At 65.6% G+C, this 21047-nt stretch carries 18 protein-coding genes; 14 read left to right on the top strand and 4 right to left on the bottom strand.

The annotated features are described in order from the left end of the window. The first annotated feature begins 21 nt into the window (after nt 1-21). The 3 genes from ASD68_RS12345 (at nt 22) to ASD68_RS12335 (ending at nt 4801) form a co-directional block, all read left to right on the top strand. Complete coding sequence (locus tag ASD68_RS12345; protein ID WP_056607175.1) at nt 22-2562, top strand: glycoside hydrolase family 9 protein; 2541 nt, start codon at nt 22-24, stop codon at nt 2560-2562. 155 nt (nt 2563-2717) lie between these two features. Then, entirely contained in the window at nt 2718-3596 is an 879-nt protein-coding gene (locus ASD68_RS12340) for an alpha/beta hydrolase (RefSeq protein WP_056607172.1), read from the top strand. 71 nt (nt 3597-3667) lie between these two features. Beyond that, on the top strand, nt 3668-4801 hold the full coding sequence (locus tag ASD68_RS12335) for an alpha/beta hydrolase-fold protein (RefSeq protein ID WP_200945384.1): 1134 nt from the start codon (nt 3668-3670) through the stop codon (nt 4799-4801). On the opposite strand, the gene ASD68_RS12330 is transcribed toward ASD68_RS12335, so the two are convergent. After that, on the bottom strand, nt 4789-5595 hold the full coding sequence (locus tag ASD68_RS12330; protein WP_056607170.1) for a helix-turn-helix transcriptional regulator: 807 nt from the start codon (nt 5593-5595) through the stop codon (nt 4789-4791). The genes ASD68_RS12335 and ASD68_RS12330 overlap by 13 nt on opposite strands. Before the next feature lie 263 nt (nt 5596-5858). Between ASD68_RS12330 and ASD68_RS12325 the strand changes: the two genes are divergently transcribed. The 4 genes from ASD68_RS12325 (at nt 5859) to ASD68_RS12310 (ending at nt 9943) form a co-directional block, all read left to right on the top strand. Further along, nucleotides 5859-7535 carry a 2-isopropylmalate synthase gene (locus tag ASD68_RS12325; RefSeq protein ID WP_056607167.1) on the top strand — a complete coding sequence of 559 codons (1677 nt, stop codon included), beginning with the start codon at nt 5859-5861 and terminating at the stop codon, nt 7533-7535. Between the two features lie 50 nt (nt 7536-7585). Further along, complete coding sequence (locus ASD68_RS12320; RefSeq protein WP_056607164.1) at nt 7586-8083, top strand: DUF1579 family protein; 498 nt, start codon at nt 7586-7588, stop codon at nt 8081-8083. A 170-nt stretch (nt 8084-8253) separates the two neighbouring features. Beyond that, complete coding sequence (locus ASD68_RS12315; protein WP_056607161.1) at nt 8254-8958, top strand: glycoside hydrolase family 11 protein; 705 nt, start codon at nt 8254-8256, stop codon at nt 8956-8958. A gap of 187 nt (nt 8959-9145) precedes the next feature. After that, entirely contained in the window at nt 9146-9943 is a 798-nt protein-coding gene (locus tag ASD68_RS12310; RefSeq protein ID WP_200945383.1) for an undecaprenyl-diphosphate phosphatase, read from the top strand. Nucleotides 9944-9970: 27 nt separating this feature from the next. Here the strand turns inward: ASD68_RS12310 and ASD68_RS12305 are convergent, their stop codons facing one another. Beyond that, a complete protein-coding gene (locus ASD68_RS12305; RefSeq protein ID WP_056084288.1) occupies nt 9971-10948 on the bottom strand; it encodes a LysR family transcriptional regulator in 978 nt (325 codons plus the stop codon). A gap of 142 nt (nt 10949-11090) precedes the next feature. On the opposite strand from ASD68_RS12305, the gene ASD68_RS12300 reads away from it, so the two are divergent. From ASD68_RS12300 to ASD68_RS12275, 7 genes are all read left to right on the top strand, one after another. Then, entirely contained in the window at nt 11091-12338 is a 1248-nt protein-coding gene (locus tag ASD68_RS12300) for an efflux RND transporter periplasmic adaptor subunit (protein ID WP_156458391.1), read from the top strand. 123 nt (nt 12339-12461) lie between these two features. Beyond that, nucleotides 12462-15653: an efflux RND transporter permease subunit gene (locus ASD68_RS12295; RefSeq protein WP_056083588.1), complete on the top strand. Its 3192-nt coding sequence runs from the start codon at nt 12462-12464 to the stop codon at nt 15651-15653. Then, nucleotides 15653-15820 carry a hypothetical protein gene (locus ASD68_RS16885; RefSeq protein WP_156458390.1) on the top strand — a complete coding sequence of 56 codons (168 nt, stop codon included), beginning with the start codon at nt 15653-15655 and terminating at the stop codon, nt 15818-15820. The genes ASD68_RS12295 and ASD68_RS16885 overlap by 1 nt, the downstream gene beginning before the upstream one ends. A gap of 116 nt (nt 15821-15936) precedes the next feature. Further along, on the top strand, nt 15937-17376 hold the full coding sequence (locus ASD68_RS12290; RefSeq protein ID WP_056607155.1) for a TolC family protein: 1440 nt from the start codon (nt 15937-15939) through the stop codon (nt 17374-17376). Next, nucleotides 17373-18122, top strand: a complete 750-nt coding sequence (locus ASD68_RS12285; RefSeq protein WP_056607152.1) for an SDR family NAD(P)-dependent oxidoreductase — start codon at nt 17373-17375, stop codon at nt 18120-18122. Before ASD68_RS12290 ends, ASD68_RS12285 begins: the two co-directional genes overlap by 4 nt. A 116-nt stretch (nt 18123-18238) precedes the next feature. Continuing rightward, nucleotides 18239-18814 carry a TetR/AcrR family transcriptional regulator gene (locus ASD68_RS12280; RefSeq protein WP_056607148.1) on the top strand — a complete coding sequence of 192 codons (576 nt, stop codon included), beginning with the start codon at nt 18239-18241 and terminating at the stop codon, nt 18812-18814. Beyond that, a complete protein-coding gene (locus ASD68_RS12275) occupies nt 18811-19779 on the top strand; it encodes an NAD-dependent epimerase/dehydratase family protein (protein ID WP_056607145.1) in 969 nt (322 codons plus the stop codon). The genes ASD68_RS12280 and ASD68_RS12275 overlap by 4 nt, the downstream gene beginning before the upstream one ends. An 89-nt stretch (nt 19780-19868) precedes the next feature. On the opposite strand, the gene ASD68_RS12270 is transcribed toward ASD68_RS12275, so the two are convergent. Together ASD68_RS12270 and ASD68_RS12265 are read right to left on the bottom strand one after the other, a co-directional pair. After that, nucleotides 19869-20297: a hypothetical protein gene (locus ASD68_RS12270; RefSeq protein WP_056607143.1), complete on the bottom strand. Its 429-nt coding sequence runs from the start codon at nt 20295-20297 to the stop codon at nt 19869-19871. After that, nucleotides 20281-20928, bottom strand: a complete 648-nt coding sequence (locus ASD68_RS12265) for a nucleotidyltransferase domain-containing protein (RefSeq protein WP_235578729.1) — start codon at nt 20926-20928, stop codon at nt 20281-20283. The genes ASD68_RS12270 and ASD68_RS12265 overlap by 17 nt, the downstream gene beginning before the upstream one ends. Between the last annotated feature and the right edge of the window lie 119 nt (nt 20929-21047).

The raw sequence follows: 21047 nt of genomic DNA, 5'->3' as shown, positions 1-21047 counted from the left end.
CTAACATTTTGGGGGAACCGTATGCCCATCCATCGATTCAACCTGATCCATCGCGCGCGGTTGCTCCTGCTGACGGCCAGCGCCTTGACCGCCGTCGCCGCACTTCCCGCCATGGCAACGTCTGCTGAAACAGACGGCCAAACCCTGAGCTTGAACGACAAGGGTTACTTCGCGTCCCGCGGGTTCGACGTACTGGTGTACAGCAACTGGTACGACGGCCTGTTCAGCGATGCCAAGATGAGCGGCGTGGAGATCATCCACCACGATCAGCGCACGGCCACCAACGGCGACATCCGGTTGTCGGCCACGCCCGACCAGTGGGACCCGATCGGCAAACTGGTGAGCCGCAAGGTGGATCAGGCCAAGGGCACGATCGACACCCACCTGTCTTATCCGGATTACCACTTCGACTACCGCATCCACGCGCGCCAGGACGGCGACAAGGTCGTCATCAGCGTGATCCTGGACAAGCCTTTGCCGGCGGCGCTGGACGGCAAGGCCGGGTTCAACCTGGAGTTCCTGCCCGCCACGTATTTCCACCACAGCTATTTCGCCGATGGTGTGGCGCATCCGTTTCCGCTCTACCCGGCCAGCGCCATGACGCAGCCGACCGAGGGCCAGCGCGCCGAGCCATTGCCCATGGCCAGCGGCCAGCGCTTCGTGCTGGCGCCCACCGACCCGCAGCAGCGGGTGACGGTCAGCGCCGCCAACGGCACGATGAGTTTCTACGACGGACGCAACCAGGCGCAGAACGGCTGGTTCGTGTTGCGCCAGATGATTCCCGCCGGCAAGACCGGCACGGTGCTGCAGTGGACACTGTCCGGCAGCACCGACCCGAACTGGATACGCCCCACCGTGATCGGCCACTCGCAGGTGGGCTACGCGCCCGCCCAGTCGAAGGTCGCCGTGCTGGAGCACGACCCGAAGGCGCCGATGAGTGGCGAGGCGCGGTTGCTGCGCGTCACGCCCGATGGCAAGGAAACAGCCGTGTTCAGCGCCGCACCCAAGCCCTGGGGCGATTACCTGCGCTACGGCTACGCCCGCTTCGATTTCAGCAGCGTGACCCAGCCCGGCCTTTACGTCATCGACTACGACGGCCAGCGCACCGCGCCGTTCCCCATCGCCAAGGACGTTTTCTCGGCGGCCTGGCATCCCACGCTGGACGTCTATCTGCCGCAGCAGATGGACCACATGCGGGTGAATGAGGCCTATCGCGTATGGCATGGCGACCCGCACCGCGACGACGCGCGGCAGGCACCGGTCAACCACGAGCATTTCGACCTCTACGCCCAGGGCCCCACGACCGACACCGCGTTCAAGCCCGGCCAGCACATTCCCGGCCTGAACGTGGGCGGCTGGCTGGATGCGGGCGATTACGACATTCGCACGCAGACGCAGTACGCGATCGTGCGCACGCTGGTGCACACCTGGGAGGATTTCCACCCCGAACGCGACACCACCAGCGTCAACTGGACCGCCCGCCGCGTCGACATGCACCGCCCCGATGGCGTGCCTGACATCCTGCAGCAGATCAAGCACGGCACCGTGCAACTGGTCGCCCAGTTCGACGCCGTCGGCCATGCCATCCACGGCATCATCGCGCCGGACCTGGTCCAGTACCGCCACCTGGGTGATGCGGTGACCAAGACGGATGGCCTGGTCTACGACCCGTCGCTGAAGGAAGGCGAGGTCAAGGACGGTCGCAGCGGCACGCCGGATGACCGCTGGGCGTTCACCAGCAAATCGAGTGCGCTCAACTACGGCTCGATCGGGGCACTGGCCGCCGCCTCGCGCGCCCTGCACGACATGGACCCGGCGCTGGCGAAGAAATCGCTGGCCATCGCGCAGAAGGTGTGGGCGCAGGAAGAATCGCATGCACCGGATCTCTACCGCCACGGCAACACCACCGGCGGCCCGTTGCAGGCGGAGAAATTCAACGCCGCGGTCGAACTGCTGATCGCCACCGGCGACCAGCAATACGCCACCCGGATCACCGCCCTGTGGCCGTGGATCGCCGAGCATTTCATCTTCACCGCCACCGAAGCCGTTCGCGCGCTGCCGCACATGCCGGCCGCTTACCGCGGCCAGCTCGAAACGGCCGTCCGCGCGTATGCGAAGCAGCGGGCGTCGATCAGCCAGGCCAACCCGTACGGCGTGCCGATCACGGACGGCGGCTGGGCCGGCAATGGCGCCGTCGTGCGCCTGGCCATCACCGATTACGTGCTGCACAAGGCGTTCCCGGACATCGTCGACGACAAGGGCGTGTTCCGCGGGCTGGATTACCTCTACGGCACCCACCCCGGCTCGAACCTGTCGTTCGTTTCGGCCGTCGGCGCGCGATCGAAGGAAGTGGCCTACGGCCATAACCGCGCCGACTTCAGCTTCATCGCCGGCGGCGTGGTGCCGGGCGTGCTGATCGTGAAACCCGACTTCCCGGAGAACAAGGAAAACTGGCCCTTCTTCTGGGGCGAGAACGAATACGTCACCGACCTGGGCGCGTACTACATCTACCTGGCCAACGCCGCCGACACCCTGGTCGAGGGCAACCAGCCGGCACGGTAGACGAGCTTGGCCGCTCCGGCATAACCGTTTCCCGCGGGGAGGATGGTCAGTCCACGGACTGATCGCCCTCCCTTTTTTTCGCCTTCATTTGATCGCGAACCGACCGCCAGGCCGCCACTGCTATGCTTTTTTCCGGCCTTCAGGAGACAACGCCGATGCGCCTTCCATCGCTTTCCCTGGCTTTGCTTGCGCTGCTCTCGATGGCCACCGCCGCCCACGCGACCGGTACCGCGGTGCCGCTGTGGCCCAGCGTCGCGCTGCCCGACGGCGCAAGGCAGGGACAATTGCCAGCACTGACGGCCTATATCCCCGCCTCCAATCCCACGAAAACGGCGGTGGTGATCTGCCCGGGCGGCGCGTATCACGCGATGGCGCTGGATTGGGAGGGCGTGCTGGTCGCGCAGTGGTTCAACCAGCACCACGTGGCGGCCTTCGTGCTGCAGTACCGCCATGGCGACGGACACCATTACCCGCAGCCGATCGACGACGGCCGCCGCGCGGTGCGCTGGGTGCGCGAGCACGCGAAGACCTATCAGCTGGACCCGCAGCACATCGGCATCATGGGCTTCTCCGCCGGCGGGCATGTGGCCGCCACTGTCTCCACCCATTACGACCCTAAGACGGCGCTGTTGCACGACGCCGTGGGGCAGGCGTCGGCGCGACCGGATTTCACGATACTGGCCTATCCCGTCATCACCATGGACGAGGCCTTTACCCACCTGGACTCACGCGAGCACCTGATCGGCCTGCACCCGTCACCGGCGCTGGTGCATGAGCTGTCCAACGAGACGCAGGTCACCGCCGAGACGCCGCCGGCTTTCATCTATGTCACCGACGCCGACACCCTGGTGCCGCCGGAAAACAGCATCGCTTATTACCTCGCGCTGCACCGGCAACATGTCCCGGCCGAGCTGCACGTGTTCCGCACCGGCAAACACGGCAGCGGCCTGGGCCAGCACGAGCCGCTGCTGAGCATCTGGCCCGAGCTTCTGGCCCGCTGGATGGCCGGCCTGGGCTATATGGAACAAAGCTGAGCGGCCGCGCCCATCGGCCGAAAGCCCCCGAATGATCCCCGTTTCCGCCGCCACGTAGCGATGAGGAATCCATGAGAACGCCAAGCTTCGTCCGTGTCACCGCCGTCGGCGCCCTGTTCGCCATGCTCTGTCCCCTTGCCGCGAATGCCGCCGATGCCGCGCCTGCACCGCCGCCAACCCGCCTGTACGACGCGCCCGACGCACCGCCTTTCACGGTGATCGACGGCCGCGGGGCCAATGCGCCGGTGGATGCGAACGGCAACTTCGTGATCGGCCCCGACTACGTGCCGGCACCCGAACTTGCCGTGCGCCAGGGTGTGCCGCAGGGAACGGTGCAGCAATTCGTCATGGATTCGAAGGACAGCAAGTTCTACCCGGGCATCGGTCGCGACGTGTTCGGTACCGTCGATCCCGCGAACCCGAAGACCTTGATCGTGGCCACCCATGCCGCGCTGTACCAGCGCACCATCACCGTCTACATTCCGCAGCAGTACCGGCGCGGCACCGCGGCGCCCTTCATCGTCACGCACGACGGGCCGGCGTTCGGCGCACCCGACATGATGCTGCCCCACGTGCTCGACAACCTCATCGCCGACAAGCGCGTGCCGGCGATGATCGCCGTGATGATCCAGAACGGCGGCGGAGACGCGCAGGGCAGCGAACGCGGCCTCGAGTACGACACCTTGTCCGGCAAGTTCGCCGAGTTCATCCAGGCGGAAGTGTTGCCGCAGGTCGAGAAACGCTACGGCGTCACCTTGACGAACGATGCGGACGGCCGCGCCACGATGGGCTGCAGCTCCGGCGCCGCGGCCGCCTTCACCATGGCCTGGTATCACCCGCAGTGGTACCACCGCGTCATCAGTTACTCGGGCACGTTCGTGAACCAGCAGTGGCCGTTCAACCCGCAAACGCCGGGTGGCGCATGGGACTATCACGGCAAAGACGGCCTGATCGCGACGAGCGCCACCAAGCCCATCCAGCTGTGGATGGATGTTGGCGATCGCGACCTGTTCAATCCCAACATCATGCGCGACGGCATGCACGACTGGGTCAGCGCCAACCACCGGATGGCCGCCGTGCTGCACGACAAGGGCTACCAGTACCAGTACGTTTTCGCGCGCAATTCGGGCCATTGCGATCGCAAGGTGCGCGAGCAGACGCTACCTGAGGCGCTGGAGTGGGTTTGGCGAGGCTACGGACGGTAAACCGTCGAGAGAAATTTCGACGGCGGAACGCCGAAGTGCTTCTTGAACGCCACCGCGTACGCGCTGTGGCTTTCATAGCCGCTGCTCAACGCGACCTGCGTGATGGGCGCGCCACCGAGAAGCGTGGTGATCGACGACATCAAGCGCAGTTGCTGGCGCCAGCGCCCGAAGGTCATGCCGGTGCCTTTGCGGAAGTGGCGGTGAAACGTCTTGGAACTCATGGCCAGCGATGCCGCCCAATCGTCGGCGGAGAAGACGTAGGCCGGGTCCCTGACCAGGCTGCCGCACACCTGCTGCATCGGGCCGTCGACCGGCCACGGCAAATGAAAAGGCAGCGGGCGCTGGCCGCCCAGTTCTTCCAGGAACAGCGCCGACAACAGCGCCTCGCGCCGTGAATCGGAGCGGCCGGCTATCGGCTGCGCCAATTCACCAATCAGCGCTTTCAGCAGCGCCGAAACGTGCAGCACGCCATCCTTGAAAGGCAGGCCATCGGCCACCTCCTTGTCCACGAAAATGCCGTACACGCGCACCGGCGTGTGCATGACCAGGCGATGTTCCACATGCGGGCGCAACCACACCGCCGCGGTGGGAGGCACCAGCCATTGACCGGTGGAAGCCTGCACCAGCATGACGCCCTCGGCCGCATACAGCAGATGGGCCCGGCCGTGATGGTGCGAGGGCACCACATGATGCGCCGGATACGTTTCGACAACGCCCGTCACCGGCAACCCCGAGGACTCGTGGACGCTCAGGTCCAGCGCCCGGCTGCCATCCTGCGGTGAGGCAAATCCCATCGGCGGCCGGTGTCCATTTCGATAGAGCGGTTGTCCATTATTTTATGGATGGCCATATCGAACAAGCCTATATTCCCATGGTCAAACCGTTCCGCGCAGTGCGGCATGTATGCTCCGATGTTTCAATGGCGACGGCTGGCGTTGATCCCCGCCGTCGATCCCGGCACATTCACCGGCGCAGCCCTTTCCGATTCACCCTGATCCCGACGCTGACGTATGGTCGAAACACCGGATCCGGTCATTACCCTGTTCGAGGCTTCATCATGTTGGCAAATCCCGGCACCCGCTATCGTCCATTCCCCGCCATCGACCTGGCGGATCGGCAATGGCCCTCGCGTACGCTGACCCAGCCGCCGATCTGGCTTTCCACCGATTTGCGTGACGGCAACCAGGCGCTGTTCGAGCCGATGAACCGCGAGCGCAAGTTGCGCCTGTTCCAGGAATTGGTGCGCATCGGGTTCAAGGAGATCGAGATCGGCTTTCCATCCGCCTCGACCACCGACTTCGAGATCGTGCGCCACCTGATCGATGACGGCCTGATTCCGGACGACGTCACGCCAATGGTCATCACCCAGCTGCGCGAGGACCTGATCGAAACCACCGTGCGCAGCGTGCAGGGCGCGCGCCGTGCCATCGTGCATCTGTACAACGCCATCGCGCCGGCCTGGCGCGAGATCGTGTTCGGCATGAGCCTGCCGCAGATCGTCGAGATGGTGGAGCAGCGCATCGGCTACCTCAAGATGCTCACGGCGCAGCAGCCGCAGACCGAGTGGGTGCTGCAGTATTCACCCGAAACCTTCAGCATGGCCGAACTGGATGTCTCGCTGGCAGTCTGCAACGCGGCGATCAAGGCGTGGGACGCCGGCCCGAAGCGGCCGATGATCATCAACCTGCCCACCACCGTCGAGGTGGCCACGGCCAACGTCTTCGCCGACCAGGTCGAGTGGATGCATCGGCGGCTGGACCGGCGCGAGCACATCGTGCTTTCGGTGCACCCGCACAACGACCGCGGCACCGGCGTCGCCTGCGCCGAGCTAGCCATGATGGCCGGCGCGCAGCGCGTGGAAGGCTGCCTGTTCGGCAACGGCGAGCGCAGCGGCAACGTGGACGTGGTGACCCTGGCGCTGAATCTCTACACACAAGGTGTTTCCCCAGGGCTGGATTTCTCCGACATCACCGCCGTCGCCCGCATCGCCGAGGAAAGCACCGCCCTGCCGATCCACCCGCGCCATCCGTACGTGGGCGACCTGGTATTCACCGCGTTCTCCGGCTCGCACCAGGACGCGATTGCCAAGGGCTTCGCGGCACAGAAGGACGATGCCATCTGGCGCGTCCCCTATCTGCCCATCGATCCGAAGGACCTGGGCCGCACCTACGACAGCATCGTGCGCGTCAACAGCCAGTCGGGCAAAGGCGGCATCAGCTACCTGCTGCAACGCGACCACGGCATCGTCATGCCGCGCCGCATGCAGGTCGAATTCAGCGCCATCGTGCAGGCCCTGGCCGACGCCAGCGAGACCGAGCTCAGCAGCGCGCAGATCTGGGACATATTCGAGCAGACGTATCTCGCCCCGTTGAGGGAACAACCCGGCTTCATCTACCGTTCCCATCACCTCTTCGAGTCGCCAGAAGGTCAGGGTATCGCGCTGGAACTGGCTGGATCAGACGGCGCGACGCAGACCTACCAGGCGACCGGCAACGGTCCGATCGCCGCCACAGTGGCCGCGCTGTCGATGCCACTTCGCATCGACAGTTACGAAGAACGCAGCCTTGGTACCGGCGCGGGCGCCTCGGCGCTGGCCGTGGTGGAAATGGCAAGGCCTGACATGCCCGGTTCGCGCTTCGGTGTCGGCGTGCATCCGAACATGGCCACCGCCTCCATCATGGCCGTGTTGAGCGCCGCGGCCCGGTTCGCGACGGCGGATGCGCGGATCGGCTGACATCGCGCGCCCTCCGGATGCCAGAACGTTCCCCACCCCGGATACATACCATGCCGGACACAAGCTCGAACCCGCTGCACAAACTCGTCGGCCACTGGCGCGGCAAGGAAACGATCCAGCCATCCCATTGGGGCGCTGGCGGCCCGGCACAGGCGCAGGTGGCCTGTCGTGAAGCCCTTGGCGGCAAAGCTTTCGTGCAGGATTACGAGGCCGAGCGCGACGGAAAAACCTGGCTCCAGGCGCACGCCATCTTCGCCCGCCATGCCGAAGCCGCGGACTACAGCCTGTTCTGGTTCGACAGCCTCGGCTTCGCCCCGCAGGAACCGGCGCAGGGAACGTGGGACGGCCACGACCTTGCCTTCATCCGCACCTCGCCGCGCGGGCAAAGCCGCCACACGTACACCTTCATCGACGACGACACCTACGGGATGCGGCTCGAAAGCTCGTTCGACGGCGGCGCGACGTACGTCCTCGTCATGGAGGGTGTCTATACGCGAATCCATGACGAGCAACCCGGGCGGGAGCCGGCTTCGGTCCCGCAGGCATAGGTCGTTCCCGAGCGCCGCCGCCGGCGGCGCAGAAGCCATCAAGTACGATCCCGGTACAGGTGCGGGCGACCGACCAGCACCATCACAACCTCCATGGCTGCACCTCCTCGGGAGACACGGCCCGCGAACGTGCAGACTGTCCCCGATTCATGAATGGCGGAGATCCGACAATGAAATGGCACAACATCGGCAAGAGCGTTCTGACCGGGCTGGTCGGAGTCGGCCTGGCACTGGGTGCCAGCGCGCAAACCCTCACATCGAATGCGACGGGAACCCACGACGGGTTCTACTACTCGTTCTGGAAGGATTCCGGCGACGCTTCGTTCGGCCTGAAGGCCGGTGGCCGTTATACCTCCCAGTGGACCAACGCCACCAATAACTGGGTCGGCGGCAAGGGCTGGAAAACCGGCAGCACCGACCGCGTCGTCCGTTACTCGGGCACCTTCGGCGTGGACGACAGCCAGAACTCCTATCTGGCGCTCTACGGATGGACCCGCAACCCGCTGATCGAGTACTACGTGATCGAGAGTTACGGCTCGTACAACCCGGCCAACTGCGAAGGCGGCACCGACTACGGCAGCTTCCAGAGCGATGGGGCCACCTACAACGTGCGCCGCTGCCAGCGCGTCCAGCAGCCGTCCATCGACGGCACCCAGACCTTCTACCAGTACTTCAGCGTGCGCACTCCCAAGAAGGGCTTCGGCGCCATTTCCGGCACCATCACCTTCGCCAACCACGTCAAGTTCTGGGCAAGCAAAGGCCTGAAACTGGGCACCCCCGATTACCAGGTGCTGGCGACTGAGGGCTATCAAAGCCGCGGCAGTTCCGACATCACGGTCAGCGAAGGTTCGGCAAGCACGAAAACGGGCAAATAGGGGTTGGCGTTTGGCCCCACCCATTTATCAAAACGGGGATCAGAGTCGCATGGGTGCTCGATCGGACGGCCACCATCGGAATCGAGCCGACGCCAGCCAATCGCACTGACGCATTGATTCGCGATCCACGTAAGCTATGCCCCCACGCTGGCGCATGCCGGCAACAGCTTTTGCGGAGTATCTGTTCTTGAGCGACCTGATCCGCGTCACCTTGCTCGGCATCATCGAGGGCGTTACCGAATTCCTGCCCATTTCCAGCACGGGCCACTTGCTGATTGCCGAGAAGTTCGGGCTGGGGGCGCGCTCGGATCTGTTCAATATCGGCATCCAGGCGGGCGCGATCCTGGCGGTGACGTTGATCTACTGGAAGCGCATCTGGCAGTTGCTGACGCAATGGCGCGATGCGGCGAACCGCGACTACCTGTTCAAGCTGGCGGTGGCGTTCCTGATCACGGCGGTGCTGGGCTTTATCGCGGTGAAGATGGGTTTCAAGTTGCCGGAGACGGTGACGCCGGTGGCGTGGGCGCTGGTGATCGGTGGCGTGTGGATGATCGCTGCGGAGCGGCTGGCCGCGCGCCAGCCCGACCGCACCGAGGTGACGTGGCGGGTGGCCATCCTGGTGGGTATCGCGCAGATGGTTGCGGGGATTTTCCCTGGCCTGTCGCGCTCGGCGTCGACGATTTTCGCGGCGATGCTGTTCGGCACCAGCAACCGCGCGGCGGCGACCGAGTTCGCATTCCTGGTCGGCATTCCCACGATGTATGCGGCGACCGGCTATGAGTTGCTGAAGGTGGTGAAAAGCGGTGGCGCGGCGCATGAGGACTGGACCGCGCTGGGGCTGGGTTTCGTGGTCTCGGCGATCGTGGCGTTTATCGCGGTGAAGTGGCTGCTTGGCTATATCCGCACGCACACATTCACGCCGTTCGCGATCTACCGCATCGCGTTCGGCGCGGCGCTGCTGTTGCTGGTGCCGGCCGGCGGCTGAGGCCGGCGCGGCCGCTCCAGCAGCGGCTTACGCCACTTCCGCCAGCGTTTCGGTGCGTACCGGTTTTGGCCGGGCGACGGCAGGGACGGTATTGGGTGTGGCCACCGTGCACCGGTTGGTACGCTCGAACAATTCGCGCACCCATTCGATGAAGGCCTGCACGCGGGCCGACAGGTGTTTTTTCTGCGGATAGACGATCCACACCGGCTTGCCGGTGGAGTTGGTATCGGCCATCACCAGTTCCAGCATGCCTTTTTCCAGCATGCAGGCGGCCAGCATGCGTGGCACCTGGGTGATGCCCAGCCCGGCCGCCACGGCCTGCAGCACCGATTCGCCGTCGTTGATCAGCATGTGCGCGTCGATATCCACGCTCACCTGGCCATCCGGCGTGTCGAACTGCCATTGCCGCGGGCGACCGTTCGGGTACACGTAATTGATGCAGCGGTGATCCTTCAGATCCTCGATGCTGCGCGGGGCGCCGTACTTGCGCAGGTACTCGGGCGAGGCGCACACCACGTTGCGCAGATAGCCGATCTTGCGCGCGATCAGGCTGGAATCTTCCAGTTCGCCCACGCGGATGGCGCAGTCCAGCCCTTCGCCGTTGAGATCCGACGGCGAGTCGCTCATCGACAGCTCCAGCCGGATGTCCGGGTAGCGCTGCTCGAATTCGGTGAGCCGCGGGATCACCGCGGCGCGCCCCACCGACAGCGAGATACCCACCCGCAATTTGCCGGTGGGCTTGCTGTTGGCGAAGTTCAGCGCCTCGGTGGCCTCGGCCAGATCGGCCAGGATCTCCCGGCAACGTGCATGGAACGAGGCCCCATCGTCGGTCAGTCGCAAGGAGCGCGTGGAGCGGAACAGCAGCCGCGCGCCGAGCTGGGTTTCCAGCCGCGACACGGCGCGGCTGACGCCTGACGGGGTCATGCCCAACTGGCCGGCGGCAGCGGCGAAACTGCCGGCCTCGACCACGCGGACGAAGGTCGAAATTGCTGAAAAGTCTTCCATCGGTCCCATTCCTCGTCGATTCATGACTGCGACGCATGAGTGTAATGCCTGAAAAGGGGATTTTCTATACCGCCAGGTACACCTATTCTCTCGACCCTCGCCGGTACCCCCTGTCCGGCCAACAAGGTGTTCGGAGCGAAAGATGAAGAAACAATGGATGCTGATCCCCCTGATCGCGGTCACCGTGCTGGGCAGCTGGATGGTGCTGCATGGCGATGACAGCCAGGCGCAAACCCCCGTCGGCGCGCCGCCGCCGGAAGTCACCGTGGCGCAGGCACTGAGCCGCAAGGTCAGCGACAGCGCCGAATTCACCGGTCGGCTGGAAGCGGTCAATACGGTGCAGGTGCAGCCTCGCGTGGGCGGCTTCGTGGAGTCGGTGCATTTCCAGGAAGGCGCCGTGGTGCACAAGGGCGACGTGCTGTTCCAGCTCGATGCCCGCCCGTACCAGGCCGAGGTGGACCGGCTGGCCGCCAACCAGGCGCAGGCCCGTGCCGAGCTGAGCCTGGCCGAGACCAACCAGCAACGCGCCACGATGCTGCTGGCCCAGCACGCGATCGCCAAACAGGAAGCCGACCGCCAGCAAACCACCGCGCAAAGCGCGCGTGCCCAGTTGGGCGCCGCCACCGCCGCGTTGGCCGCCGCACGGTTGAACCTGGATTTCACCAAGGTGCGCTCGCCGATCGATGGCCGCGTCAGCAACGCCCGCGTCACCCCCGGCAACCTGGTCACCAGCAACGACGTGCTGACCAGCGTGGTCTCGGTGAACCCCGTCTATGTCTATTTCGACGTGGACGAGCACACCTGGCTGAAGCTCGATCATCTGCGTGCCGACGCCAAGCAGGCCGGCCGCAGCGCCCGCATCGAAGCGACGATGGGCCTGGCCGACGAATCGGGCTACCCGCATGAAGGCCGCCTCGATTTCGTGGACAACCAGCTGCACACCGGCTCGGGCACGATGCGTTTGCGCGCCGTGTTCGACAACGCCGACGGCCTGTACACGCCCGGCCTGTACGCCCGCGTGCAGTTGCAGAGCGGCCAGGTGAAGTCGCGCGTATTGGTGGACGACCGCGCCATCGGCACCGACCTGGGCAACCAGTTCGTCTACGTGGTCGACAAGGACCACAAGGTGCAATACCGCAAGGTCGAAACCGGCGCGTTGGTGCATGGCTTGCGCGTAATCGAAAGCGGCGTGAAGCCCAGCGACCTGGTGGTGGTGAACGGCCTGCAACGCGTCCGCCCCGGCGCCGAGGTGAACCCGCAGAAGGTGGCGATGAGCTACCGGCTCGATCCGGCCGACAAGGCGCTGGTCGAGCGCGGCGACGCGAACGTCGACACGGATTCGCGTACCGCGCAGGTCAAGCCAGCGAAAGCGCGGGACCCGCAAGGCTGAGGACGGCCTCTGGCGTGGTCACGCCACATAGGCAAACAGCTACCTAGCCGTCATCCCGGCGAAAGCCGGGATGACGGGCCAAGAGAACCGAGGCTTCGCAGAAGCCTCGCGAGGATTTTTTGCATGAAAAACATCGCCCAATTCTTCGTCGACCGGCCCATCATGGCCGCGGTGCTGTCGTTGTTGTTCGTGATCACCGGCTCCATCGCGGTGTTCCAGCTGCCGATCAGCGAATATCCCGAAGTGGTGCCGCCGACCGTGGTGGTGCACGCCAGCTATCCCGGCGCCAACCCGAAGGTGATCGCGCAGACCGTCGCCACGCCGCTGGAGGAACAGATCAACGGCGCCGAAGGCATGCTGTACACCTCGTCGCAGGCCACCAGTGACGGCGCGCTCACGCTCACCGTGACGTTCGCGCTGGGCACCGATCTCAACAACGCCCAGGTCGACGTGCAGAACCGCGTGGCGCAGGCGCTGCCGAAATTGCCCGAGGAAGTGCAACGGCTCGGCGTGACCACGCAGAAGAGCTCGCCCGACCTGACCATGGTCGTGCACCTGATCTCGCCCGACCAGCGCTACGACATGCTGTACCTGTCGAACTACGCGCGGCTGCACGTGAAAGACGTGCTGGGCCGGCTCAATGGCATCGGCGACGTGCAGATCTTCGGTGCCGGCGAGTACTCGATGCGCGTGTGGCTGGACCCGCAGAAGCTGGCGCAGCGTTCGCTCACCACCGGTGACGTGATCAACGCCATCCGCGAGCAGAACGTGCAGGTCGCCGCCGGCGCGCTGAATGCGCCGCCCGGACCCGGCAACTCCGCGTTCCAGCTCAACATCAACACGCGTGGCCGACTGGTCAGCGAAGATGACTTCCGCAACATCATCGTGCGCACCGCGGCCAACGGCGGCGTCACCCACCTCAGCGACGTGGCCAAGATCGACCTGGGCTCGAACAGCTACGCATTGCGCAGCCTGCTCGACAATACGCCCGCGGTGGCCATGCCGATCTTTGCCCGGCCCGGCTCCAACGCGATCCAGATCTCCGACGAAGTGCGCGCCACCATGGCGGAGCTGAAGAAGGATTTCCCGCAAGGGGTCGACTACTCGATCGTCTATGACCCGACCGTGTTCGTGCGCGGCTCGATCGAGGCGGTGGCGCACACTCTGCTGGAGGCGATCCTGCTGGTGGTGCTGGTGGTGATCCTGTTCCTGCAGACCTGGCGCGCCTCGATCATTCCGCTGGTGGCGGTGCCGGTGTCGCTGATCGGCACGTTCGCGATCATGTACCTGGCCGGCTTCTCGCTGAACGCCCTGAGCCTGTTCGGACTGGTGCTGGCGATCGGCATCGTGGTCGATGACGCGATCGTGGTGGTGGAGAACGTCGAGCGGCATATCGAGCTGGGCGAGTCGCCGAAGGAGGCGACGCGCAAGGCGATGCGCGAAGTCACCGGCCCGATCGTGGCCACCGCGCTGGTGCTGTGTGCGGTGTTCATCCCGACCGCGTTCGTCAGCGGCCTCACCGGCCAGTTCTACCGCCAGTTCGCGCTGACCATCGCGATCTCCACGGTGATCTCCGCGTTCAACTCGCTGACCCTGAGCCCGGCGCTGGCTGCCGTGCTGCTGAAGCCGCACAACGCGCCGAAGGACCGCCTCACCCGCGGCATCGACCGTGCGTTCGGCTGGCTGTTCCGTCCCTTCAACCGCATGTTCCAGCGCGGTTCGGAGCGCTACGTGGGTGGCGTCAAGCGCGTCGTCGGCAAGGGCAAGCTGGCGCTGGTGATCTATGCCGGCCTGATCGCCCTGACCTGGTTCGGCTTCTCGCACGTGCCGACCGGTTTCGTGCCGGGCCAGGACAAGCAGTACCTGGTGGCGTTCGCGCAACTGCCCGACGCCGCTTCGCTGGATCGTTCGGAAGACGTGATCCGGCGCATGAGCGCGATCGCGCTGAAGCAGCCGGGCGTGGAACATGCGGTGGCCTTTCCCGGCCTGTCGATCAACGGTTTCACCAACTCGACCAACTCCGGCATCGTGTTCGTCACGCTGAAGCCGTTCGAGGAACGCGAGACCGCGGACCTGTCCGCCGGTGCGATCGCCGGTGCGCTGAACCAGAAGTTCGGCGCCATCCAGGACGCCTACATCGCCGTGTTCCCGCCGCCGCCGGTGATGGGGTTGGGCACGATCGGCGGCTTCCGCATGCAGATCGAGGATCGCAGTGACCGCGGCTTCGACGAGCTGTACAAGCAGACGCAGAACCTGATCGCCGCCAGTCGGAAGGATCCGGCGCTGGCCGGGCTGTTCTCCAGCTTCCAGGTCAGCGTGCCGCAGGTGGACGCTGACGTGAACCGCGAGAAGGCCAAGGCCGAAGGCGTGAACCTGGGCGACGTGTACCAGACCATGCAGGCCTACATGGGCTCGCTCTACGTCAACGACTTCAACCGTTTCGGCCGCACCTACCAGGTCAATGTCTCGGCCGACCCCGCGTTCCGCCACACGCCGCAGGACATCCTGCAGCTGAAGACGCGCAACGCGCAGGGCCAGATGGTGCCGCTGGGTTCGTTCGTCACTGTGTCGCAAGGCGCGGGCCCGGATCGCGTGCAGCATTACAACGGTTACCCGACCGCCGAAATCAACGGTGGCCCGGCGCCGGGCTTCAGCTCCGGCCAGGCGCAGGCGGCGATGGAAAAGCTGGCGAAGGACAACCTGCCCAACGGCATCAGCTTCGAGTGGACCGAGCTGACCTACCAGCAGATCCTGGCCGGCAACACCGCGATCCTGGTGTTCCCGTTGTGTGTGCTGCTGGTGTTCCTGGTGCTGTCGTCGCTGTACGAAAGCTGGTCACTGCCGCTGGCGGTGATCCTGATCGTGCCGATGGTGCTGCTGTCCGCGATCGCCGGCGTGTGGCTCAGCGGTGGCGACAACAACATCTTCACCCAGATCGGCTTGATCGTGCTGGTGGGCCTGGCGTGCAAGAACGCGATCCTGATCGTGGAGTTCGCCCGCGAATTGCAGCTGGAAGGCGTGCCGCGTCATGAGGCCGTGCTGGAAGCCGCCAGGTTGCGCCTGCGCCCGATCCTGATGACCTCGATCGCGTTCATCATGGGCGTGGTGCCGCTGGTCACTTCCAGCGGCGCCGGTGCCGAAATGCGCCATGCGATGGGCGTGGCGGTGTTCGCCGGCATGCTGGGCGTGACCATCTTCGGGCTGATCTACACCCCGCTGTTCTATGTCGTCATCCGCGCCCTGGTCGAGCGTCGCGAGGCCCGCGCGGCCGAGCGCGCCGCCGCCGATGCGCTGCCGGCGCTGGAGAACCACTGATGAAAACCGTACGCAGGATCGCCGGCGTCGGTGTCGCCGTGGCCTCGGACATGCTCGGCGTGACCCTGGCGGGGCTGATCTACACACCCCTGGTCTACAACGTCATTCACGCCCTGGCGGGGCGCCGCGAGTCGCGCGCCCACGCTGCCGGGATGGAGAACCATTGATGAAAACCTTCATGCACAACACCGCTCCGAATCCCCCAACCCGTCATCCCAGCGAAAGCTGGGATCCAGCGACTTTCACGAAACCTCGAAGGCACTGGATTCCTGCTTTCGCAGGAATGACGGTGGTGCGCAGTGCTTTGCTAGCTGCCGCGATTGCCCTCGCCGGTTGCGCCAGCATCGGCCCCGACTATCACGCCGAGAAAATCGCCGCACCGCAGCTGCAGGGCCTCGACGCCGCGCAGGAAAGCAACGCGCAGTTCCAGGCCGCGTGGTGGAAGCAGTTCAACGATCCGACGCTGGATGCGTTGATCCAGCGCGCCGCGGCGAACAACCTCGACCTGCGTATCGCCGTGGCGCGTCTGCATGAATCGCGCGCGTTGCTCAGCGGTGCCAAGTCCGATCGCCTGCCCACCATCAACACCGGTGTGGATTACACCCGCAGCCGCGGCCAGCAACCAGGCTTCAGCGACCAGCGGCTCACCACGACCACCTACCAGGCCGGCTTCGATGCTTCGTGGGAGCTGGACGTGTTCGGCGGCGTGCGTCGTTCGGTGGAAGCGGCCGGCGCCGATCTGGGCGCCAGCGAGGCGGCATTGCACGACGTGCAGGTCAGCCTGCTGGCCGAGGTGGCGCGCAATTATTTCGAATTGCGCGGCACCCAGTTGCGGCTCGACATCGCCAAACGCGACATCGAAAACCAGCGCCAGACCGTGCACCTGACCGAGGTACGCCAGCAGGTCGGCACCGGCGCCGAGCAGGACGTGGCCAGCGCGAAGGCCCGCCTCAGTGCAGTGCAGGCGCAACTGCCGCTGCTGCAAACCCAGGCCAGCGCCAGCGAGTACCGCCTCGCCGTGCTGCTGGGCGAGCGGCCGGGAGAGCTCGACATCGACGTGTCGCCGAAGAGTTTCACCCCGATCGCCACCACCTTGCCGATCGGCGACGCCGGCGACGTGCTGTCGCGCCGTCCGGACGTCCAGATGGCCGAACGCGAGTACGCCGCCGCCAACGCACGCATCGGCGTGGCCAAGGCGGACTTCTTCCCGCATATCTCGCTGGGCGGTTTCCTGGGCTTCCTGTCCGGGCGCAGCAATGACTTTGGCAGCCCGTCGACGCGGGCGTGGTCGCTGGCGCCCAGCATCAGCTGGGCCGGCCTCAACGTGCAGCGCGTGCGTGCGAACCTGCACGTCAGCGAGGCGCGTGCCGATGCGGCGCAGGCGAATTACCAGCGCACCGTGCTGGAGGCGATCGAGGACATCGACAACGCGGTCACCGGCTTCAACCAGCAGCGCGTGCGCGTCGATCACCTGATCGAACAGGCCACGCAGAGCAAGCGTGCGGCCGACCTCGCTCGCATCCGCTATCAGGAAGGCGCCACCGGCTTCCTCGAACTGCTCGACGCCGAGCGCACCCAACTGGCCGCCGAGGACGATCTGGCGCAGGCCGAGGCGGCGATCAACACGCGCGCCGTCGCCCTGTACAAATCGCTCGGCGGCGGCTGGCAGGCCTGCGGTGATGAACACTGCAGCGCCGTGGCCAAGGTCGACGCCGCGCCATGAGCGCACCGGCAAGGCGCCTGCCGGCAGCGGCAGGCGCGTCGGCGGCCACGCCGATCCATCGCGTGGCGCTGGTCACCGGCGCCAACCGCGGGCTGGGCTTCGAGGTAGCGCGCCAGCTCGGCGAGCGCGGCATGACCGTGCTGCTGGGTGCCCGCGACATGGACAAGGGCCTGCATGCCGCGCGGCAGCTGGCCCACCTGCCCGGCGAAATGATCGCGGTGCAACTCGACATCACCCGGCAGGACCAGGTCGATACGCTGGCGCGCTGGATCACCATCACCTACGGCCGGCTCGACGTGCTGGTCAACAATGCCGGTGGCTACTACCACCCGCGCACCAATCCGGTGGAAGTCGACATCGCTCCCGCGCGCAAGGCGATGGACACCCACCTGTTCGGCACCTGGCGCGTGTGCAGCGCGCTGTCGCCGCTGATGCGCCGCCACGGCTACGGCCGCATCGTCAACGTCTCCAGCGGCTACGGCGCCACCACCACCAGCGGCGCCAACTGCCCGGCGTACCGCGTCTCCAAGGCCGCCCTGAACAGCTACACCCGCACCCTCGCCAGTGAACTGGAAGGCAGCGGCATCCTGGTCAACGCCGTCTGCCCCGGCTGGGTCGCCACCGACATGGGCGGCCCCGGCGGCCGCCCCGTCAGCGACGGCGCCGCCGGCATCGTCTGGGCCGCCTGCCTCACCGAATCCCTCACCGGCGGGTTCTACCGGGATGGGCAGCGCATCGCCTGGTAGTCAGGCTGCGATTCGCGGCGTCACAACAACCCCTGCCCCACGTCGACCGCCAGCATTACAGCAATCGATATAGCGTCGCTATAGACATACCAATATAGCGACGCTATATTGGCCCCATGGATACACGCGACATCCTGCTCAACGCCGCCCTGAAGGTGCTGGAGGAAGACGGCGAGGCACAGTTCTCGACGCGCAAGGTTTGTGCGATCGCCAACGTGACGGCACCGACGCTTTACCATCATTACGGCAGCGCCGATGGGCTGTTGAGCGCGGCCATGGCGGAAGCCTTCGGGCAGTTCCTCGAAAGCAAAAAGTCCGTCGTTCAATCAGCCGATCCGGTGCTGGTGCTGCGCGAGGGCTGGAACGATTACGTGCGCTTCGCCGCGGCGCGGCCCCGGCTCTACGCGGCGATGATGAGCCGCGTTCTCGACGGCGCTGACATCCCTGCCGCCGAGCAGGCTTTTGCGCTGCTGATCGCACGCATCGGCGCCATTGCCGCCAAGGGGCGGCTCCGTCCGACGGTCGCGGCGGCGGCCGATCTCATGTGGGCCTCGGCGAACGCGGCATCCCTGCTTCACGTCACCGCCCGGCTGCGGAAGGGCGCGCCACCCACTGCCGTCGTCCTTGAGCAAATCCGTGAGGACGCCCTGCGGTCCATCCTGAAACCCGCAACGAAAGGCCGATCACGATGAGGATTCTCGTCACGGGCGGCACCGGCCTGCTCGGTGGTCGCCTGATCCCCCGGCTCGTGGACGACGGCCACCAGGTTTTCGCCCTCACCCGCTCCACGTCATCGCACGCCGGGCTGCAGGCGATGGGGTCGACGTCGGTTGACGCGGATCTGGAAAGCGGCGCGCCGCCGGTGCTGCCTGCAATCGATGCGGTTGTGCATGCGGCGGCCATGTTCCGCTTTTCCGGCCCCCGCAAGCCTTTCTTCCGCACCAACACCGATGGCACCGCAGCGTTGCTGAAGGCTGCCCGGTTCGCAGGTGCGAAGACCTTCGTCTACATCAGCGCGGCAGGGATCATCATGGATGACGGCGGCACGCCCATCCGCAACGCCGATGAAAGCGCGCCGACTTTTCCGAACCACTTCTCCGCCTACCTGGCGAGCAAGGCACGGGCCGAGCGGTTGGTTCTGGCCGCCAACCAACCCGGGTTTCGCACCATCGCGTTACGCCCACCGGCGATCTGGGGGCCGGGCGATCCGTTCAGCAGCGCGCTACCCGACGCCATCGGCTCAGGGCGATTCGCCTTCATCGGTCGCGGCGACTATGCGTTCTCGACCTGCCACGTGGACAACGTGGTCGAAGCGATACGGTGCGCGCTGGAACGTGGTGAAGGTGGACGTGCCTTCTTCATCAAGGATCAGGAGGGGCAAACCTTCCGCGCGTTCGTCGCATCCCTTGCAAGTTTGCAGGGGTTGTCGATCGACAAGCTGCGTTCCATGCCCTACTGGCTCGCTTCAACCTTGGGCCGGCTGCTTGATGCCATCTGGGCCGTGGCGCGGAAGGATGGCGATCCGCCGATTTCGCGTTCGATGATCCGCATGATCGGACGCGCGTTCACCATCGATGACACCGCTGCCCGTCGGGAACTGGGCTATGTCGGAAGGACGTCGCGGGCCGATGGCCTGCGTAGCTATGGGGAACCGTAGGCTCTCGCTCTGAAAACTTGGCAAGAACACGCGAGAGCATCGCGACGGAAGTCGCCCCTACAGTGTGCGTCGCTGACCAAGCAGATCACCTACGAGTGATCTTGCCGCACGAGCCCGGCGAGTTTATCCGCAACCCTTTCGCACGCCGCGACCAGATCGGTCACGATGCGTGGGTCCACATCGAGAGCCCCCTCATATTCGGCGACGTTGCGCATGTGATGGCATTTGTCCAGCACGCGCCACACCTCCGGCCCCAGCCCGAGTGTATGCGGGAGTACCTGGAACACGATGTAGCGATGACGGGCGCGGTAGCCGTGGCGGCGCAGCGCGGCCAGACACAATGCGTGCGCGGCGTTGTAGGCCAGATCGAAGCGGCTTTCCAGCGCGAGCGATGCATTGCGTGCGTCGGCCAGTCGTGTCCGGCCAGATCGGAGCAAGCCCTCGAACTCTGCCGCATCCGTGGGCTCGGCCGCCAGCGATTTGCCGGTGCCGGCGAGGTTCTCAAGCGGCGAGGTCATGCTCGTCCCCGATCACCCAGAGCCGCGGCTGTGCCAGCACACGCGTCACGAAGCTGTTGCCCGCGGCGATGCGCTTGCGCAACTCGGCGCGAGTGTAAAGCGTGGGATGGATCTCACGGCCCAGCCCTTCGATCAGCGGATGCAGGGCGGCCATGACGTCCGCATAAGTCAACGCATCCGACACCAGCATCAGGTCGACATCGCTGCCAGCGGTATCGGTGCCTTTGGCCACCGAGCCGTATACGAAGGCGGCAAGGATATGCTCAGCCAGGGGCACCAGCGTTTCGCGCAACGGAGCGGCCAGGCCGAAGGTTTTGCGCACGATCGACACGAGTTCGGTGTGGATCGGTGAGGCGGGATCAGCGCGATAGCGCTTCTGGTTGCCGACAGGTTCCACGGTCAGCAAGCCACTGCCGGCCAGTCGCGCAATCTCCCGTTGCACCGCGCCGCTGCCGGCGCCGGTGGTCTGGATCAGTTCGCTGACGGTGAAGCTGCGGTCCGGCTGGCCGAACAGGCAGCCGAGGACACGCTGCTGGGTGGTGGTGAACAGGGCATCGGACAAGTTGGTGCTGGCGTAGAGCGCCGCCGCTTCACTTATTTTGCTGATTGCCTTGTTGCCCATATTGGGCATGATAATGCCCGAAATGGGCAGGTGCAAGGATGGCTTGGTGGCGGCGGAGAAAGGGGGCCCACTCTTCGAAGGCGGGCGGAAGCGCTTGCTTTGAAGCGCTGTGGTCCGGGCATCAGAGC

Origin of the sequence: Rhodanobacter sp. Root627, from assembly GCF_001427835.1 — a bacterium.
Lineage (GTDB): Bacteria > Pseudomonadota > Gammaproteobacteria > Xanthomonadales > Rhodanobacteraceae > Rhodanobacter > Rhodanobacter ginsenosidimutans.
Note: the sequence above shows the minus strand (reverse complement) of the source record. Positions and strands in the feature narration are given on the sequence as shown.

Coding starts and splice junctions, on each gene's coding strand:
- ASD68_RS12345 (WP_056607175.1), top strand. CDS start 22: ATGCCCATCCATCGATTCAACCTGATCCATCGCGCGCGGTTGCTCCTG.
- ASD68_RS12340 (WP_056607172.1), top strand. CDS start 2,718: ATGCGCCTTCCATCGCTTTCCCTGGCTTTGCTTGCGCTGCTCTCGATG.
- ASD68_RS12335 (WP_200945384.1), top strand. CDS start 3,668: ATGAGAACGCCAAGCTTCGTCCGTGTCACCGCCGTCGGCGCCCTGTTC.
- ASD68_RS12330 (WP_056607170.1), bottom strand. CDS start 5,595: ATGGGATTTGCCTCACCGCAGGATGGCAGCCGGGCGCTGGACCTGAGC.
- ASD68_RS12325 (WP_056607167.1), top strand. CDS start 5,859: ATGTTGGCAAATCCCGGCACCCGCTATCGTCCATTCCCCGCCATCGAC.
- ASD68_RS12320 (WP_056607164.1), top strand. CDS start 7,586: ATGCCGGACACAAGCTCGAACCCGCTGCACAAACTCGTCGGCCACTGG.
- ASD68_RS12315 (WP_056607161.1), top strand. CDS start 8,254: ATGAAATGGCACAACATCGGCAAGAGCGTTCTGACCGGGCTGGTCGGA.
- ASD68_RS12305 (WP_056084288.1), bottom strand. CDS start 10,948: ATGGAAGACTTTTCAGCAATTTCGACCTTCGTCCGCGTGGTCGAGGCC.
- ASD68_RS12300 (WP_156458391.1), top strand. CDS start 11,091: ATGAAGAAACAATGGATGCTGATCCCCCTGATCGCGGTCACCGTGCTG.
- ASD68_RS12295 (WP_056083588.1), top strand. CDS start 12,462: ATGAAAAACATCGCCCAATTCTTCGTCGACCGGCCCATCATGGCCGCG.
- ASD68_RS16885 (WP_156458390.1), top strand. CDS start 15,653: ATGAAAACCGTACGCAGGATCGCCGGCGTCGGTGTCGCCGTGGCCTCG.
- ASD68_RS12290 (WP_056607155.1), top strand. CDS start 15,937: ATGACGGTGGTGCGCAGTGCTTTGCTAGCTGCCGCGATTGCCCTCGCC.
- ASD68_RS12285 (WP_056607152.1), top strand. CDS start 17,373: ATGAGCGCACCGGCAAGGCGCCTGCCGGCAGCGGCAGGCGCGTCGGCG.
- ASD68_RS12280 (WP_056607148.1), top strand. CDS start 18,239: ATGGATACACGCGACATCCTGCTCAACGCCGCCCTGAAGGTGCTGGAG.
- ASD68_RS12275 (WP_056607145.1), top strand. CDS start 18,811: ATGAGGATTCTCGTCACGGGCGGCACCGGCCTGCTCGGTGGTCGCCTG.
- ASD68_RS12270 (WP_056607143.1), bottom strand. CDS start 20,297: ATGACCTCGCCGCTTGAGAACCTCGCCGGCACCGGCAAATCGCTGGCG.
- ASD68_RS12265 (WP_235578729.1), bottom strand. CDS start 20,928: ATGCCCAATATGGGCAACAAGGCAATCAGCAAAATAAGTGAAGCGGCG.